The 16275-nt window shown below is 46.6% G+C and carries 12 protein-coding genes; 4 read left to right on the plus strand and 8 right to left on the minus strand.

The window, feature by feature from the left end; genetic code table 11:
- Positions 1-40 precede the first annotated feature (40 nt).
- The 3 genes from atpE to AB6805_RS05320 form a co-directional block, all read right to left on the minus strand.
- On the minus strand, positions 41-298 hold the full coding sequence (gene atpE / locus AB6805_RS05310) for an ATP synthase F0 subunit C (protein ID WP_079471016.1): 258 nt from the start codon (positions 296-298) through the stop codon (positions 41-43).
- Between the two features lie 91 nt (positions 299-389).
- Positions 390-1538, minus strand: coding sequence for a F0F1 ATP synthase subunit A (atpB, locus tag AB6805_RS05315; protein ID WP_370908418.1), 1149 nt, complete (start codon positions 1536-1538; stop codon positions 390-392).
- A 237-nt stretch (positions 1539-1775) separates the two neighbouring features.
- Complete coding sequence (locus AB6805_RS05320; RefSeq protein WP_370908419.1) at positions 1776-3536, minus strand: ABC transporter ATP-binding protein; 1761 nt, start codon at positions 3534-3536, stop codon at positions 1776-1778.
- Between the two features lie 203 nt (positions 3537-3739).
- Between AB6805_RS05320 and AB6805_RS05325 the strand changes: the two genes are divergently transcribed.
- Positions 3740-5131 (plus strand): M57 family metalloprotease, encoded by a 1392-nt coding sequence (locus AB6805_RS05325; RefSeq protein WP_370908420.1) that lies wholly within the window; start codon positions 3740-3742, stop codon positions 5129-5131.
- A gap of 78 nt (positions 5132-5209) precedes the next feature.
- Here AB6805_RS05325 and AB6805_RS05330 read toward each other — a convergent pair whose 3' ends face one another.
- Positions 5210-7372 carry a hypothetical protein gene (locus AB6805_RS05330; protein WP_370908421.1) on the minus strand — a complete coding sequence of 721 codons (2163 nt, stop codon included), beginning with the start codon at positions 7370-7372 and terminating at the stop codon, positions 5210-5212.
- Positions 7373-7787: 415 nt separating this feature from the next.
- On the opposite strand from AB6805_RS05330, the gene AB6805_RS05335 reads away from it, so the two are divergent.
- Together AB6805_RS05335 and AB6805_RS05340 are read left to right on the plus strand one after the other, a co-directional pair.
- Complete coding sequence (locus AB6805_RS05335) at positions 7788-8471, plus strand: response regulator transcription factor (protein WP_079471020.1); 684 nt, start codon at positions 7788-7790, stop codon at positions 8469-8471.
- A gap of 174 nt (positions 8472-8645) precedes the next feature.
- Entirely contained in the window at positions 8646-9695 is a 1050-nt protein-coding gene (locus AB6805_RS05340; RefSeq protein WP_168771500.1) for a cell wall metabolism sensor histidine kinase WalK, read from the plus strand.
- A gap of 5 nt (positions 9696-9700) precedes the next feature.
- On the opposite strand, the gene AB6805_RS05345 is transcribed toward AB6805_RS05340, so the two are convergent.
- Positions 9701-11029: a porin gene (locus tag AB6805_RS05345; protein WP_370908422.1), complete on the minus strand. Its 1329-nt coding sequence runs from the start codon at positions 11027-11029 to the stop codon at positions 9701-9703.
- Between the two features lie 172 nt (positions 11030-11201).
- On the opposite strand from AB6805_RS05345, the gene AB6805_RS05350 reads away from it, so the two are divergent.
- The gene (locus tag AB6805_RS05350; protein ID WP_370908423.1) at positions 11202-12122 is read left to right on the plus strand and encodes a helix-turn-helix transcriptional regulator; all 921 of its coding nucleotides are present in this window, start codon (positions 11202-11204) and stop codon (positions 12120-12122) included.
- A 6-nt stretch (positions 12123-12128) separates the two neighbouring features.
- On the opposite strand, the gene AB6805_RS05355 is transcribed toward AB6805_RS05350, so the two are convergent.
- The 3 genes from AB6805_RS05355 to AB6805_RS05365 are packed head-to-tail and all read right to left on the minus strand — an operon-like array spanning position 12129 to position 16258.
- Positions 12129-13613: an MBOAT family protein gene (locus AB6805_RS05355; protein WP_370908424.1), complete on the minus strand. Its 1485-nt coding sequence runs from the start codon at positions 13611-13613 to the stop codon at positions 12129-12131.
- Positions 13600-14886, minus strand: a complete 1287-nt coding sequence (locus tag AB6805_RS05360; protein ID WP_370908425.1) for a GDSL-type esterase/lipase family protein — start codon at positions 14884-14886, stop codon at positions 13600-13602. Before AB6805_RS05360 ends, AB6805_RS05355 begins: the two co-directional genes overlap by 14 nt.
- Positions 14858-16258: a hypothetical protein gene (locus AB6805_RS05365; protein WP_370908426.1), complete on the minus strand. Its 1401-nt coding sequence runs from the start codon at positions 16256-16258 to the stop codon at positions 14858-14860. Before AB6805_RS05365 ends, AB6805_RS05360 begins: the two co-directional genes overlap by 29 nt.
- Between the last annotated feature and the right edge of the window lie 17 nt (positions 16259-16275).

A 16275-nucleotide genomic window follows, 5' to 3' on the forward strand; every position in this document is an offset into this window, starting at 1 on the left:
ATCCATTGCCCTGTGCGCCGGATGCAGTAAAAAGTTTGGCTTACAGAACTACCGCCAACAGACCAGCGATTACACCGAAGAGAGCAACACCCTCAACCAGCGCAGCAGCCAGGATCATGTTCGCACGGATGTCGTTAGCAGCTTCCGGTTGACGAGCGATAGATTCCAGCGCGCTCTTACCGATGTTACCAACACCAATACCAGCAGCGATAGCCGCGATACCAGCACCAACAGCACCACCAGCTTTAGCCAGACCAGATGCAGCAGCAGCCTGCAATAAAATAGACAAAAGTGCCATAATGAATATGTATTTGAATTATAAAAAATTTCGATTTAATAACGCGGTTGGCATTTAACTTTTGGCAAAGGCTAAAAGCTAATTCCTATGCTTAGTGGTGTGCTTCGTCGTGCGCACCTTCCATTGCCTGGCCAATAAATACGGCTGTCAGGTTAGCAAAGATGAACGCCTGGATAAATGCTACCAGCAATTCCAGCATCATCATTACAATGTTGAACAGAACAGTGATAGGCAGGAAGCCGTAACCAGCTACCTTATTTAAAGATCCGAAGATGAACACCAGGGATATAATACTCAGGATGATAATGTGACCTGCCAGGATATTGGCAAATAACCTGATCATCAGTGACACTGGCTTGGTAAATACACCGATCAGCTCTACCGGCGCGAGGATAAACTTAACGCCAAACGGAACCGGAGGATTGAAAATGTGACCCCAGAAATGTTTGTTGGTGCTGAACATGGTAGCAATAAAGCTGATGATGGCCAGTGCTGCCGTTACTGCCAGGTTACCCGTTACGTTGGCAGAACCAGGTAACAGACCTAACAGGTTGTTTATCAGGATAAAAAAGAATATAGTCAAAATAAAAGGCGTATACCTTTCTGCATGTTTACCGGGAATATTAGGCTTTACCACTTCATCACGCATGAAGATGATCACCGGTTCCATCAGACTCTGGAAGCCTTTAGGGGCTTTTTTGGAACCACGTACCCTGTAAGCCTTCGCTACATTCAGCATCAGGATTACCAGCAATACAGCGGCGATGATCATGGAAGTGATGTTCTTGGTCATGGAGAAATCATAGATCGGCTCATCGGTAGGATTGCCATTGGCGTCTACTGCGATCACTTTGCCATCCATGTATTTGGCCGGATCCAGTCCTTTTTCGTGCAGGTAGTGCGCGTTTACCAGCTGGTAACCATCGTACGCTGCATGACCATGCTCAAATTTAGAAGACGAAAATACTGACGTGCCGCGTGCAGGATTGTAAATGATCACCGGTAACGGAACAGTTACATGGTTATCTCCAATGCTGAACAGGTGCCAGTCGTGGGCATCCTTTACGTGTCCCAGAATAACTTCCTTAGCATCAAATTTTTTAGGCTCACCTTCTTCTCCCCCCTTACCTTCTTCTCCTTCATGAGGTGCAGCTGCTGCCGTTTCATGGTGGGAAACTTCCTGTGCAAAGGAAAAATTACTAAAACTGTGAAGGCCTAAAACCAACACAAGTGCTACCATTCTATGTTTGAACCAATTGAAAGAAATCACCGTTTTCTGAAATTTTGCGCAAAGATACTCGTTTTTATCTTCAAAATTAAGCGACTACGGAAAAAAAGTAAGATATATCGTAATTATACTGATAACCAGTTGCTTGTAATTAAAAAACGCCCGTTTTTTTCCATAAAAAAAGGCCGTTGAAATCAACAGCCCGTTAAAGTATTTCATATTAATATTTTTCTAATTCATTTTACCGTCTTATACCTTACTCACATTAAACTGCATACTGTGTAGTTTGAAATAAAACCCTTCCTGCTTCAGTAACTCTTCGTGGGTACCCATCTCCTTAATTTCCCCTTTGTCCAGCACGATAATTTTATCGGCCTTGCTGATCGTAGAAAGGCGGTGGGCAATGATGATGGCGGTACGGTCGGCAATCAGCTTGTCGATCGCCTGCTGGATCATCATTTCTGATTCTGTATCCACAGAAGATGTAGCCTCATCCAGCACCAGGATAGCCGGATCGTACAGCAAAGCCCGTACAAACGAAATCAGCTGCCGCTGCCCCAGGGAAAGGGTGCTACCGCGCTCCATCACCTGGTAATCATAGCCGCCGGGCAGCTGCATAATGAAATCGTGGATCCCGATCAGCCGGGACGCCTCCTCTACCTTCGCCCTGCTGATATTGCTGTTATGCAACGTAATGTTATCATAAATGGACCCGGCAAACAGGAACACATCCTGCAATACCACGCCTATTTTGCTGCGTAACGACTCCAGGGAGTAAGCCGGCAGATCAATATCATCGATCTTAATACTTCCTTTCTGAATTTCATACAACCTGTTCAGGATACTGATGATAGTGGTTTTACCGGACCCGGTATGCCCTACAATGGCCACTGTATCGCCGGGGTTTGCATGAAAGCTGATATTTTTCAGCACATAACGATCATCTATATACGCAAAACTTACGTTATCAAAAGTAATGGCGCCTTTCATCTTCTCAGCGCTCTGGTGCCCCCTGTCCGGGATATAATCCTGGTTATCAATTACCTTAAACACCCGTTCACTGGCTACCATACCCATCTGCAGCGTATTGAACTTATCTGCCAGCATCCGCAGCGGGCGGAACAGCATATTCAGGTACATGATAAAAGCGATCATCACCCCCTGGGTAACCTCGTAGTTCAGCACTTTATTAGCGCCCCACCATACCATTAATCCCAATGAAATGGCCAGGATAATTTCCACAACCGGGAAGAAAACGGAATAGGCAAAAATAGCGTCAATATTCGCTTTACGGTGTTCCTTGTTAATATGTTTGAAACGGGCAAACTCCCTTTTCTCCGCTGTAAATGCCTGCACCACCACCATTCCTGTAAGGTGTTCCTGCACAAAGGCGTTGAGCGCCGACACCGCATTACGGACCCTGTAAAACGACTTATTCACACTTTCCTTAAAAATATAAGTAGCAAAGATCAGTATAGGGAAAGGCGAAAGGCTGATGAGCGTCAGACGCCAGTCTTCCATAAACATCACGGCCAATATGGCGATGATCATCAGCAGATCCGCCACTATAGAAATAATCCCTTCAGAAAACACATCATTGATTGCCTCAATATCGTTGATAGTCCTCGTCGTAAGCGTACCGATGGGAGTTTTGTCGAAAAATGCCAGGTTGAGGTGTACGATCTTTTTATAGACAGTTACACGCAGGTCCTTTACTACTGACTGCCCCAGCCAGTTAGTGAGGTAGGAAAAATAGAAGCGGACCACTGTTTCCAGCAACAACAACCCTATCTGTACAATGGTCACCAGGATCAGCATCTGCATCAGCTGCCCCGCTATATACTTATCTACCGTTACCTGGATCAGGTACGGGCGCAGCGGGGAAATAGCGGCCAGTACAACCGTTAATATCATGGAGATGTAAAAGGATCGTTTGTAAGGGGCCGCGAATGAGAATATGCGCCGTAATAAACTGAAATCAAATACTTTCTTTACCGCAAGATTTTCCAATGTGCCAGGTTTAAACTACTCAACAAACCTACGATAAAAAATAATTATGCCGGAGGTTTGCATGTGGGTATCCAGAGCAGTAAAAAAGAAAATATAAACTGATGTAATCTGTCTTTTTACTTTTATATTTGCTTTCCTTATACATTTTTATTAACCGTAAAACAGAGTAATCGTTTGTTAATCTGTTTAAATACCCTTACACTATGATAAAGCACTTAAGACTATTAAGTTGCGGGCTAATTTTATTAGCCGCATTCCAATCCTGTACAAAGTCGCCACACACCGATCCTCCCAAAACCGATTCTCTTACCGCACTTGATAAGATCAGGAATCTTGGATTTAGTACAGACGGCGTTCTTACTGTTCCGAACGGCTATGTAGTGGAAGACGATATTTTTCTTTCTGAAGCAGATCTGAATCAAACTGCATCATCTATCGGCTTGAAGATAGCAGGCAATGAACTGTACAAAACGAGCAGTCTTGTTACCGGGTTGCCGCGTGTTATTACGATCAACGCCTCGGCGCTGCCTTCCTACTATAAAGACGCAGTAGACCGTGCCAACAGGCGTTTTAATTCTCTAAATCTCCGTATCAAATTCTGGCGAGTTCAGGCGAACGGGGATATTACCATAACACCGGAAAATCTCGGTGCTACACGGAAGGCCAGAATCTATGGATTTCCTGACAGCAATGGTAACCCTGCCGACAGCATAAAGCTGAACACACAACTGCTTGGCAGCAACCCGGATTTAGGTTACTTGGTTACATTGATTACGCACGAAATTGGTCACGCTATTGGTTTCAGACATACAAAATACCTGAACGGAATGGCCGGATGCGTTTTTGATACCGCTTCGTCCAATGGATCGGCAGGCGCTATCAGCGTCTCCGGTACCCCTTCCACTACTAACGCACTGAGCTGGATGCTGGCATGCAACAGTGGATACGATCGTCCGTTCAATGCCAACGACACCATTGCACTGAATCGCATTTACGGGGAAAACCTGCCGCCAAACAGCAACCAGTTCGTTAACCTTGCGGTGACGCCAAACGGTACTATCCTCGGCGTAGGTGCAGATATGCTGGTGTATTCGAAAGCCACCCTTACCAGCCCCTGGACACTTGTTCCTAACAGTAGTGTTGTGCTGGGTGTAGCGGTTACACCAACCGGGCAATGGTTGGGTGTGGGCACTGATCTGCAAATATGGAGTCGTACGGAAATCGGATGGAATGCCGCAATACCGAACAGCGGTTTGGTTACTGCCCTTACAGTTATGCAAAATGGAACCATAGTGGGTGTAGGAACCGATTCACAGCTCTATACACTCTCTTCACTCGGCTACAATTGGGCACCCGCTGCGGTGAGCACGCCAATAGTGACTGTTGCTACTATGAATGATGGAAGCCTCCTCGGAGTGGGCCGGGACCACCTGCTTTATCAACGGACAACACTGGATGCCCCCTGGGTGGTAGTTCCCAACAGCGGCGCCGTAATTGCCGCTACGGTAATGAGTGACGGCACCATATTAGGCGTTGGCACCGACAGGGCCGTTTATAAAAGAGCTTCCCTCAGCGGCACATGGGTAAAAATATAAAGACACTTAACGGATAAAATAAAAGCAGCCGTCCCTATTGAGACGGCTGCTTTTATTTTATCCGTTATTGAGAAGATGTTATTTCTTTTCGTCCTTCATAATTTGCTTGTAAGCCTTAATGAATATAGCTCCAAGGTTTTTATGAGGTGGTACATAATCGCTGAAAAGGTCCTTGTTGCGGGCATCTCCTGCAAATTTCTTTGTCAGCTGCGCCCACATGATCACCCAATCCACATTTTTACCCGAACGTACCTGGTCTTCCAGGCTGTGGATGATCGGTTCATTTACAAACCGGGTACCTACCTGTTTGGAAGAAATAATATGCGCTTCGGGCGACTTTTCCAGTACAGTAGCCAGGTTATGATAACCGCCGCAGGAACCAAGCACGACTATCTTAGCAGAACTCTGGAGATTTTCCAGGGTGGTATTGATATGATAACTGTGGCCACGGTGAATGAAAATGGTAGGGTGGATATCGTTTTCATCCAGGTATTCCGACAGTTTGGATATTGCTTCTTTATCCGCAGGTTCATCGGTGGGCAGGTTTGCATAAATAGTGGTGGCTTTCCCTTTCACCGAAGTAATGGTGGCCCAGTATTTATTCTTGCTCACTTTCCAGTCGGACGAAGGGAAATTAGTCATGAAGCTGGCAAAAGATTCCTGCCCGTCCTTATCTCCATAAAAAAACACCTGCTGATATACCCTGCCACTATCGCTTTCCAATGTGTTATAGGTAACGTAGTTGATAGGCGGCAGCTGGAGCTTGGCAGCCATATCGGTGGCTTTGGAAGAATCGTTTTCTGATTTTGACTCCGTTTCAAACAGGCTGCTGAGCAGTTGATAAATCACTGTACCGCGTTTATCACTGTGTTTTTTTACATAGTTCAGGTTCTTCTTTACTTCTACACGGAGGAATTCCAGCAGTTTCTCATCGCGGATACTACCAAAGGAGTTCGCCACGTCTACCGCATCTTCCAGGTCTTCGGTTTTTTCCAGGTTCTGCACATATTTCTGCATGAGATAGTTGGAATTTTCCGGCGCCATGGATTTCAGGAAATGATCCAGGGTATTGAAACCGGCGGCCATGGCAATAAACTTCTTGAAGCGGTCGAAATTCACCACCATCAGTAGGCTGTCGCCACGCGGAGGTTTCATGCGAAGCATCATCTGGTCGTATAAACCGGCGTTGCTGTGATTGGTGTAGCTGGAGGTATACAGTTCTTCCTGGCCGTTGATGATCAGGTAGTAGAGTTCTTCCGGTGTGAAATTCTTAACGATCGCGAATCTCACCGGGGCGGATTCTTCATGCAGGTCGTTTACCGTACGGATATACAGTAGTGATTTTGCCTGCATGTTTTCCATCATAGCTTTCAGGCCGAATGGGTTTTGTCCGTCGGCTTTCAGCTTCTGCAGCGCGATATTGGACTTCACCATTTGCTTGAAGTACTGGTAGTCGTTATCTACAACGGCCTCCAGCTTCTCAACGGTAGTGGTGCCTGCCAGGAGCTCATCTATGAAGGGTAATATCTTGGTGCTTTGGGGCGACTGCCCAATGCGTACAATCTGCTGTACAATAGGATCCTGGTTACGCTTAACGGCATTGGCCATTGGCGTATAGGAGGTGGCGTAGGTAAGTACCTGGTTGGGGTATTTACGGGCTACGGCGGCTACAATGGAATCGGTGCCCGGATAGTTGAGATAGTCTCCCAGCTTAGGCATTACAGTTTCCAGGTTATTGAAGGCATACTTAGTGAATACCTGTCCCCTGGCTTCTTTGTAGCCGGGGTTATCCTGGAAGGATTCGATGATCTTTTCGGATGCCTCAAAGGAAAGATTGCTGATGTAGGGCAAAATGCTCTGACCTTTGATATCTGCACGCATCATATTGCGGAAAGCCGCTATCATAGCAGGTGCTTCTTCCGGATCGATGTTACGGCGCGACCGTTTCTGGTTATAATCTTTCAGCGTTACATAGATAGCAGAAAGGTATTTTACTTTCAGCCGGTGATCCAGTGAATCGTTATCCTCTATCTCCTGCTGCATATCGTCCACTTCCTTGATCAGGGCGTTGGTTACCTGCAGGTTGGTGGTTTGATCATCAGATACTTTTACGAGATCATCTGCTTTACCATCGAACTTGGCGGCAGCGGCCTGTTCTTTATCGATGTTATCGTGAAATCCCTGTCTGCTGATTGGAATCGGATGGTGGCTGCTTTGTGCCTGTATTTGGCTGACTGCCAAGACCGTCAGCGTCACTATTAATAAAAATCTTCTCATACTAAATGGATCTTTTCGCAAGGACCAGATAGCAAATTTACAACCAAATACAGAGTTTGCCAGCACTTCGTTGCTATCTTTTGTTTTTTAGCGGGAAATATATCTTAATTATTCTATCTATAACTAAACCTGTTATTCGTTACCAGCGTCTGATTGAAAATAAACACGAAAAAGAAGGCTGTTGTTCAGCATGATCATAATCACCTTCCTATGGATGGCGGATAATTGACATATTAATACAGCATTGTTATTTGACGTACCTTGCCGTGGAGCGCGGAAAACCAGTCTGATATTGAATTAACAATTTCATAATGTTAATTTTCCATTAATCACGGAGATGGCTTTATAATTTTGTCCCGTCTTTTTAAAAGCAAAATTTATGATAGACCAAGCGGTTGCAGGAAAAATTCTGGTAGTAGATGACGAATTGGATATTCTGGAAATCATCAGTTACAATCTCAAAACAGCGGGTTACGATACCGTAACGGCGAAAGACGGCAGCGAGGCTATCCAGAAAGCAAAAATATTCAGACCGGATCTGATTATGCTGGATATCATGATGCCGAACAAGAACGGGATTGATACCTGCCGCGAAATCAGGAAAATCCCTGAGTTCAAAGATACAATGGTATTGTTTTTAACTGCGCTCAACGATGAGAAATCCGAAGTAGACGGACTGAACATGGGAGCAGACGATTACATCGCCAAGCCCATTAAACCCAAATTGCTGGTAAGCCGCATCAATGCGCTATTCCGCCGTTTGCACAAGCCCGAGGAAACCCGCGTAACACTGGGCGACCTGATCATCGACCGGGAAAAATTCACGGTTACTTACAAAGGACAGGAAATCATCCTGGCAAAGAAAGAATTTGAATTGCTGCAGTTGCTGGCATCTAAACCCGGCCGTGTATTCCTGCGCAACGAAATCCTTAACCAGGTATGGGGTACCGAAGTGATTGTGGGCGACCGTACCATCGATGTGCATATCCGCAAAATACGCCAGAAAATAGGCATCGACCTGATCACTACTGTAAAAGGCGTTGGCTATAAATTTGAGATGTAGTCATCCACCCTGTTAGCCTTTGGCTGTTGGCCTTTCAGCGCCGGCAGCCTGTTCAGATCCCACCAAAACATTGTTCTCCGGCAGCTGAATGCTGGCGGTCAAAAGCCATTACTGTTGTCAAGTAAAAAATTTAAAGTAATTTCCCATTATTACCTTAATTACTCACTTTGGAGTATGTTTAAAGCAAAAAACCTGTCCCCCCAGAAGTTAGCGGGATTTACAGCCCTTGTGATATCAGCCGTCATCGCATTGGGCAGCCTGGTGATAGATGGCAACTGGAAAGTAGTAGTGGGAGCCTTTGTGCTGACTTTCCTGGTATCCTATTACCTCTATCTTTATACCCTGCAGAATTTTATTTACAGGAAGATAAAGCTGATCTATAAATTCATCTACCAAACAAAAGCGTCCAAGAGAGAGGAGTTTTTCCAAAAGAATATTCTTCCCCTGAAAACCATTGAAGAAGTAAGTGAAGATGTAGAAAAATGGGCCAGCCAGAAAAAAGAAGAACTGGACAACCTGCGCCGGAATGAAGAGTTCCGTAAGGAGTTCCTGCTGAACCTTTCCCATGAGCTCAAAACGCCTATTTTTGCCGTTCAGGGCTATATTCACACCCTCCTCGATGGCGCATTGGAAGATCCCAATGTAAATAAGCTGTTCCTGAAAAACGCCACCAAGAACATCGACCGCCTTTGCCGGCTGATCGACGACCTGGACGAAATATCCAAGCTGGAAAGCGGTGAAATGACCGTGAACGCAGAAGTATTCGTGATCCAGGACCTGATCAAAGATGTATTTGATACCCTGTCGCTGAAAGCCAATACCAAAGGCATTAAGTTCAGTATCAAAAAGGGCTGTGAAGCGCCGCAGCCGGTATACGCCGATAAAGAAAAGATCCGCCAGGTACTCATTAACCTGGTAGATAACTCCATAAAATATGGCAAACCCGATGGACATACCATTGCCAGCGTTTACAGCATGGATGGAAAGAGGGTGCTGATAGAAATTTCCGATGATGGTATCGGGATGGCGGAAGAACACCTGCCGCGTGTATTTGAGCGGTTTTACCGTACCGACAGGGCACGCAGCCGCGATATTGGCGGCACCGGGCTGGGTCTTGCCATCGTAAAGCACATCGTGGAAGCCCACGACCAGTCCATTACCGTACGCAGCAAACCTGAAATAGGCAGCACGTTTGGATTTACCATGGAATCCGGAAGAGAATAAAATAATCAGAAACGGTATTGCATCCTGCAGGTAAGCACATTATCCTTCAGGTCGTCCTTATACCCTTCCAGTTCAGTGCTTTCGTTGGTCACCCAATCGTAATACACCATGAACTTCAGGTGTTCGTTTGCATAATACAGGTAGCCGATGCCTACGGTATTGTAGCGTATATCCGCGGGGGTGAGTCCTGCGCCGGGAGCGCCGATATCTTTACCTTTTACTTTTGTATTGGGATCGTACCAGTCGTACTTCAATACGGCCTGGTGTTTTGCGTTGCCGAGGTTTTGGATATAATAGAGATAGGCCCCGTCGAAATTGCGGATATAAAGGGGCAGCAGTCTCCCTTCCGGTCCAACCGGTATAACACCCGGCGTTTCCGTGGTAAGCGCAGTAGCTGTTTGCCTTCCGCGGAGATACTCCGCCCGGAACTGGGTGAATCCCTTCCCTTCCCCGTTGGAAATTTTCCATTGTACATCCGCGCCGTAGTAATGCCGGGGCGCAATTTTTCCCACATTGGATACGGACGAATCCACTGTAAAGACGGGCTGCCCATTGGCGGTGCCCATGGTATAGATCTGTTTTGTAAACTGCTGCATGCCGCCGTACAGCACAGATGCACCACCCGATAACTGGCTTTGGGTGCCCTTTATTTTCCGTGGCTTAATAGATATGCGGCCAATAAAGTCTTTATGACTGTCGAAATCAGTGGTAGCTGTAAGCCCCTGCCCGTTGAAAGCGCCCGCATCTATTTTCAGGAAGCGCAGCGGATGATCCTTGCGACGGGGTTCAAAAGATATCATGGCGCCAAGGTCGCGCTCCGTTCTCATCAGGATCTGTGACATCCGCCCACGCTCAGGGGTTTCACGATCCGCCGATGACAGGTTCACCTCATAACCAAAAGGACGGGCAAACATCCCTCCCACCAGCGAGAATAAATTGAATTTCGTCTCAAAAAAACGCCCATAGAAATCGCGGATGTTCACTCCGCGCTCTGTTCCATCAAACTGGAAAGCAAACTGCACTACCGGCATATCCTGTTTGTTGTAACGCTCATAATCCACCCGGATACGCCCCCGTCGCAGGGTAAAGCGATTATCCACTGCGGTGGGGAAATTTCCCGCCGCATACCCCTGGGCACCCCTCGACTGCGCCATCTGGAATTCGGGCTGGATATAGCCGCTAAAACGCAGCGCATCGTACTTCATGTACATGGATATCATCCCCTTTCCCATTTCAGTGGTAGTGTCTATCATATCCATCAGGAATTGCGCACGGGCAGTTCCCGTGAAACATAACATCAAAATAACGATCGGAATAATTCTGGCAGTGCGCATCAGGTTCTGAAATTATTGCGCAAAAGTATAGAATTAGCCTTTATTTAATCCAGTTGTTTAAACCGGAAGGGCTTAAATCGTTAATAGCTCGTTAATCTGCTCCCGTTCCGGCCAGCTCACCTGCTGCCGGCAGTCTTTCGTGTAAATTAGTTTACTCCAAAAATATGCGTCCATGAAAACATCAACTTTTAACCATTGGGAGAAGAAAATACAACAGGCGATTGCCCTTTCCCATGACGATCCGCAGGGGGATCGCGGATTGAAAGAAGTAGCCGCGCTGATCAGCGAATCTGTTGGCAACTTCTCGCACAAGTTTGTAGAAATGTATGGGATGTCTTACATCCATTTTACTAAACTAAGAAGATTGGAAGCGGGCGCAGGGTACCTGCGTCACAGCGATTACAGTGTAGGAATGATCAGTGAATTGTGCGGATACACGCAATCCAGCTTTACCAAAGCTTTCCGGGAATTCTTTGACGAAGCGCCCATCAGCTTCCGCAACAGGCTTTACCTGATAAATGAAAAGAATACCCTGGCACGCACCAAAATAGCCTCTACGCCGCATGATGATCCACAGCATGTTATTTTCACGCCGGACCGGACCGAGGACATAAAACTGCTTGATTACCAGCTGTATTATAATATCCTCCCACGGACGGTCGACCCGGTGAAAACAATGGTGGACTACCTGGGGATTTACCAGAAGCAGCTGTATGCCATTAAAACTTCCCTGGAACTGCCCGGCGCCATGATCATCACCGGCACACTGGACATCGTACCTGTAACCGATTATTCAAGAATGTTAATGTATGTGGGTATTATGATTCCGTTGCAAAACGAATATGATAAAGCGCATAACCAGGTACGGAGTTCATTCCAGGAGCCCTTCAGTCTTTTTACGAAACGTGTTCCGGCAGGCAACTACAAAAAGCTGCCGGTGCCCATGAGCTTCGCAGCCGCAGGATTGCCCATGTATGAGTTCATTAACAACAGCTGCCGGGCAGGATATTTCAAAATGAGCGGTAATCATTTCTTTATTTCACTCACCGGCGAAAACGAATCTGAAATCTACATCCCCTGGCAAAAAAGATAAAACCTATTAAAACTGGAAGTAAATCGGAATCATAGGTTGCGTGCTTTTCACCTGCACCAGCAACCAGATGAAAGCTACCATGATGGCTACACTCCCCGCTACAGGGATGCGTCCCAGTATTTTCTCTACAGAAAATTCCACTTTTGAAGGCAGGAAGTGCAAGATGAAGCCCAGTACCATTACCCAGAATACAGCGGTATAACCATTGTATAACTCCAGGGCAATTTCAGGCTGGAAGTCGTATACCACCTGGTGGATCAGCGACCATGCATCGTGGAAGGTAGATGCCTTAAAGAACACCCAGCAAAAACACACAAAGTGGAACGTGATGAGCACTCCCAGGACTTTCAGGAAACTGGCTTTCCACCCGGTGATTACTGTTTTACTTTTCTTCAGATAGTCGATACGCACTTTATCCAGTGCCAGCGCACCGCCGTGCATCGCCCCCCAGAAAATAAAGTTCCAGCTGGCGCCGTGCCAGAAGCCACCAATCAGCATTGTAAGTGCCAGGTTAACATACTGGCGCACCCTGCCTTTGCGGTTACCACCCAGTGGTATATACAGGTAGTCTCTCAACCAGCTGGACAGCGAAATATGCCAGCGGCGCCAGAACTCTGTAATGGAAGAACTCTGGTAAGGAGAATCAAAATTAGGCGGAATCTTAAAACCGGTCCACCGGGCAATACCCAGCGCCATATCGGAATAACCGGAGAAGTCGCAATAAATCACCAGCGCATAACCATACACACCTATCAAACATTCCAAACCCGTATGCTTGCTGGGATCATCAAATATGTATTGTACGAAGTTCTGATAAATGAAATCTGAGATCACAATCTTTTTGAATAATCCCCCCATGATGAGGTACATCCCCTTGCCAATGTCTTCAGAACTGAGGCGGTAAGGCATAGAGATCTGCGGGATAAAATCCGCTGCACGCACAATAGGCCCCATCATCAGTTTGGGGAAGAAAGACAGGAAGAAAAGATAATCCATGAAATTATCTACCGGCTTAATTTCATCCCGGTAAACATCTATGGTATAGCTCAGGTTTTCGAAAGTATAAAAGGAGATACCAATGGGCAGGATCAGCTTCAGCGTGGAAATATGCCCCGCTGTAACGTCGTTGATCATCCCTATAAAGAAGTTGGTGTATTTGAAATAAAACAGCAGCCCTATATTCAAAAAGATACTCAGTATGAGCAGCGATTTCTTCACTTTTTTGTCGGGGCTTTCATGGATCCATCTCGACAAATTAAAATCCACAATCGCTGAAAGTATGACCAGGCCTACATAATAGCCGCAGGCTTTATAAAAGAAGTAAAGCGAGAATACCGTATACACCCATACCCTGGCGGTTTTATTCCTGCTTACCAGCAGGTAACACATCAGGAATAGCGCAAAATAATAAAAGAAGAACCCACTGTTAAAAAGGACCGGGTCTGACTCATGGTACGACAGTTCGTATAACAGTTTATTAATGTCGATCATCGGAGGTTACTGGATTTTTCTTTGTTTGCTGTAGATAATGTGTATAAGAACGTTGCAGGGCTTCATACAATAGCTGTCCCTGTAACTGATATCCCCGTGCATTAAAATGAATATGGTCGGGCGCCCAAGTTCCTGCAAATCTACCTTTCTGCGCTTTATTCACCGCATTAAAATTCCAGCAGGCAATACCATGTTGACGGGCATAGCCCATGATTTGCTGCGTCACCATAGAGATATATGGATTGGGATAATATGCGGTATGATATATTGTTCTGTATTTCTTTTTGCCTACTTTCTTCCGGGTGGCTTTCCGCACTGCGCGCATACAATCCGGTGGTGTGGTTAGCAGGATATTTACGGAAGGGTCTTGTTCGCGGATGAGTGTTACTGTTTTATCTATTTCATCCCTGAAGGCCAGCGGGTCCATTCTGCCGCCATACGCTTCATTGGTGCCGAGGGAAATGATGACCAGTTTGGGTTTCAGCACGGCCATTTGTGCCAGCAGGATGTTGCTGATTTCGTTGTAATGTTGAAACATCGCGCCGTTAATGCCAACGCTGTGATACAGTACTCCATTGCGGCTGTTTTCCATAATGGCGCCGTAAAACCTGAAAGGGCCGCTCCCTGTGCCTTCCCATCTGGCCTGGAAAGATTGTGATGTTTGTAAAAAATCGAGGGTTGCTTTGCTCAGGGTGGAAGAGCCGGGAAAAGGTGCAGGCGTTACCGTTACAGTAGCATCCGGCACTACCAATGTGTTGTTGGTATTTCCGGCATCATACAACAGGGTTACTTTACGGAAATTATTGTCCATAGATCCGTCCGTTTTGCCGGAGAAAGACAAGGTAGGCGCATCGTTCTGGGAAATGATGGTGATGGCACCTGGACCCAGCACATCAGATTTATTGCGGTCTACCACCCGCTCCGACGCCCATCTCGCAGTGCTGTTCCACTTAAAATCCTCCGGGCCATTGGTGCCGGCCAGGTTATATGGAAAAACAAATCCCCTTCCGGCATAACCAAACTGGTTCTGCAACAGCGATGCCACTGTTAGTGAAAAAAAGCCTGCCTGCACATGGGAATCGCCCAGGTGCAGGATGGATATTACGTTACTATCTGCTTCATGGAGCAGGGAAAAAACATTGTACAAGGCAGTGTCCTGCTGGATAGCCCCGGCATCTGCTGATTGTTGCGCATAAGTTCTAAACCCGCTGAGTATCAGTAAAAGCACTGCCACCCATTTTGTGCTAAGGTTGTTGTGCCTGACTGTATTCATTCATAATAGCTTTGTAAAGCAGCGATCCTACTTTGGCTGCTCCCGTCCTGTTAAAGTGTGTATAGTCCTTGTTGGCCATCACCGTGTCTCCCTCTACCCACTTTACCATGGCGCCTTCTCCGCCCATAGCGGCAAAAAGGTTCCAGTAGGCTGTACCATGACCGGCGGCCAGGTTATGCTGTACTTTCAGCAATGCTTCCACACCGGGTGCGGTAATATATTTATCAGCTTTTCTGTAAGATTTATCGGCAGTACCGATGATCAGGAATGAAGTCGCTGGCAGGTCCTGGCGAAGTGAGTCCATTACTTTTTTCATCGGGCGCTCATACCAGCTGTAGTCAGTGAGCTCAGGACGGAACAATACATTAGCACCATAATGCATTACTACCAGGTCGTAAGGACGTTCCTGCTGCATGCGGCGGACCATATTGGCGGACAAGCGGCCCAGTTCCACGCCGCTGATGCCCCTGAACGAATAATTATCTACATAAACACCATCCCCGTTTTCAAAACAAACACCATAAAAAGGCATAGCGCTTCCGGCGTTGCGGAGCGTTACCGAAGTGGCGCCGGTATCCTGTTGCAGGTCCAGCCGGTTCACCGGTGCTGCACCAGAAAGCGTATAGGCTTTATCGTTAATCGTAACCGCGCCGGCTTCAGCGGGGCCGTATAGTATTGAAACTTCCCGGAATTTGTCGAGCAACGGCTTTTTCACAGGAGAATACTTCACCCAGCTGTTTCCGCCAGGATAAAAGGTATGCCCGGATAAACCCAGGGTAACATTGGATGGTGGTGAATTCTTGTAGTGATAATCTTTCCAGTCGGTTGAAAAGGTATGTGTGATGGTAGTTCTGAAAGATGCTACCACAGAGGTTACGGGAACAAACCCCACGCCGCCGCCACCGAAGTAATGTTGCAGGCTGTCGCGCAGGTCGCCGGTAATCAGGTCGCCTTCAATCATGGAGTCGCCGAAATAGGCGATCCTTACTTTGCGGCGTTTACCGGCTTTCAGTTCTTTGAGGGCGGTGAGAAATTGTTTCATTCCTACAATGGAGTCGCCAGGTACGGGGGAAGCGTATTCCATGATACCGGTATACGACATAAAGTCGTGGGTATGATCCGGATTCGGAATATGCGGATTAACGCCGGTGCTGTCTAAACCAGAAAGCTTACTGCTGTCGTTGCCGGCTGCAGTAAGCTTTTGTTGGTCCGGGGAAGTAGCATTTGTTCTCAGATCTGACAACATATCCAGCTTCCGGAATTGAAAGTCTTTGTATGAAAAGGTGTAATTGAGCTGTGACAGCCCTACTACGCAAACTAAAGTTCCAAGAATAATATAGAACGGATAGGCAGACTTATTTTTGCCGGACATAGTTTATGATCTGTTGC

It is taken from the genome of Chitinophaga sp. RCC_12, assembly GCF_041360695.1.
Classification (GTDB): domain Bacteria; phylum Bacteroidota; class Bacteroidia; order Chitinophagales; family Chitinophagaceae; genus Chitinophaga.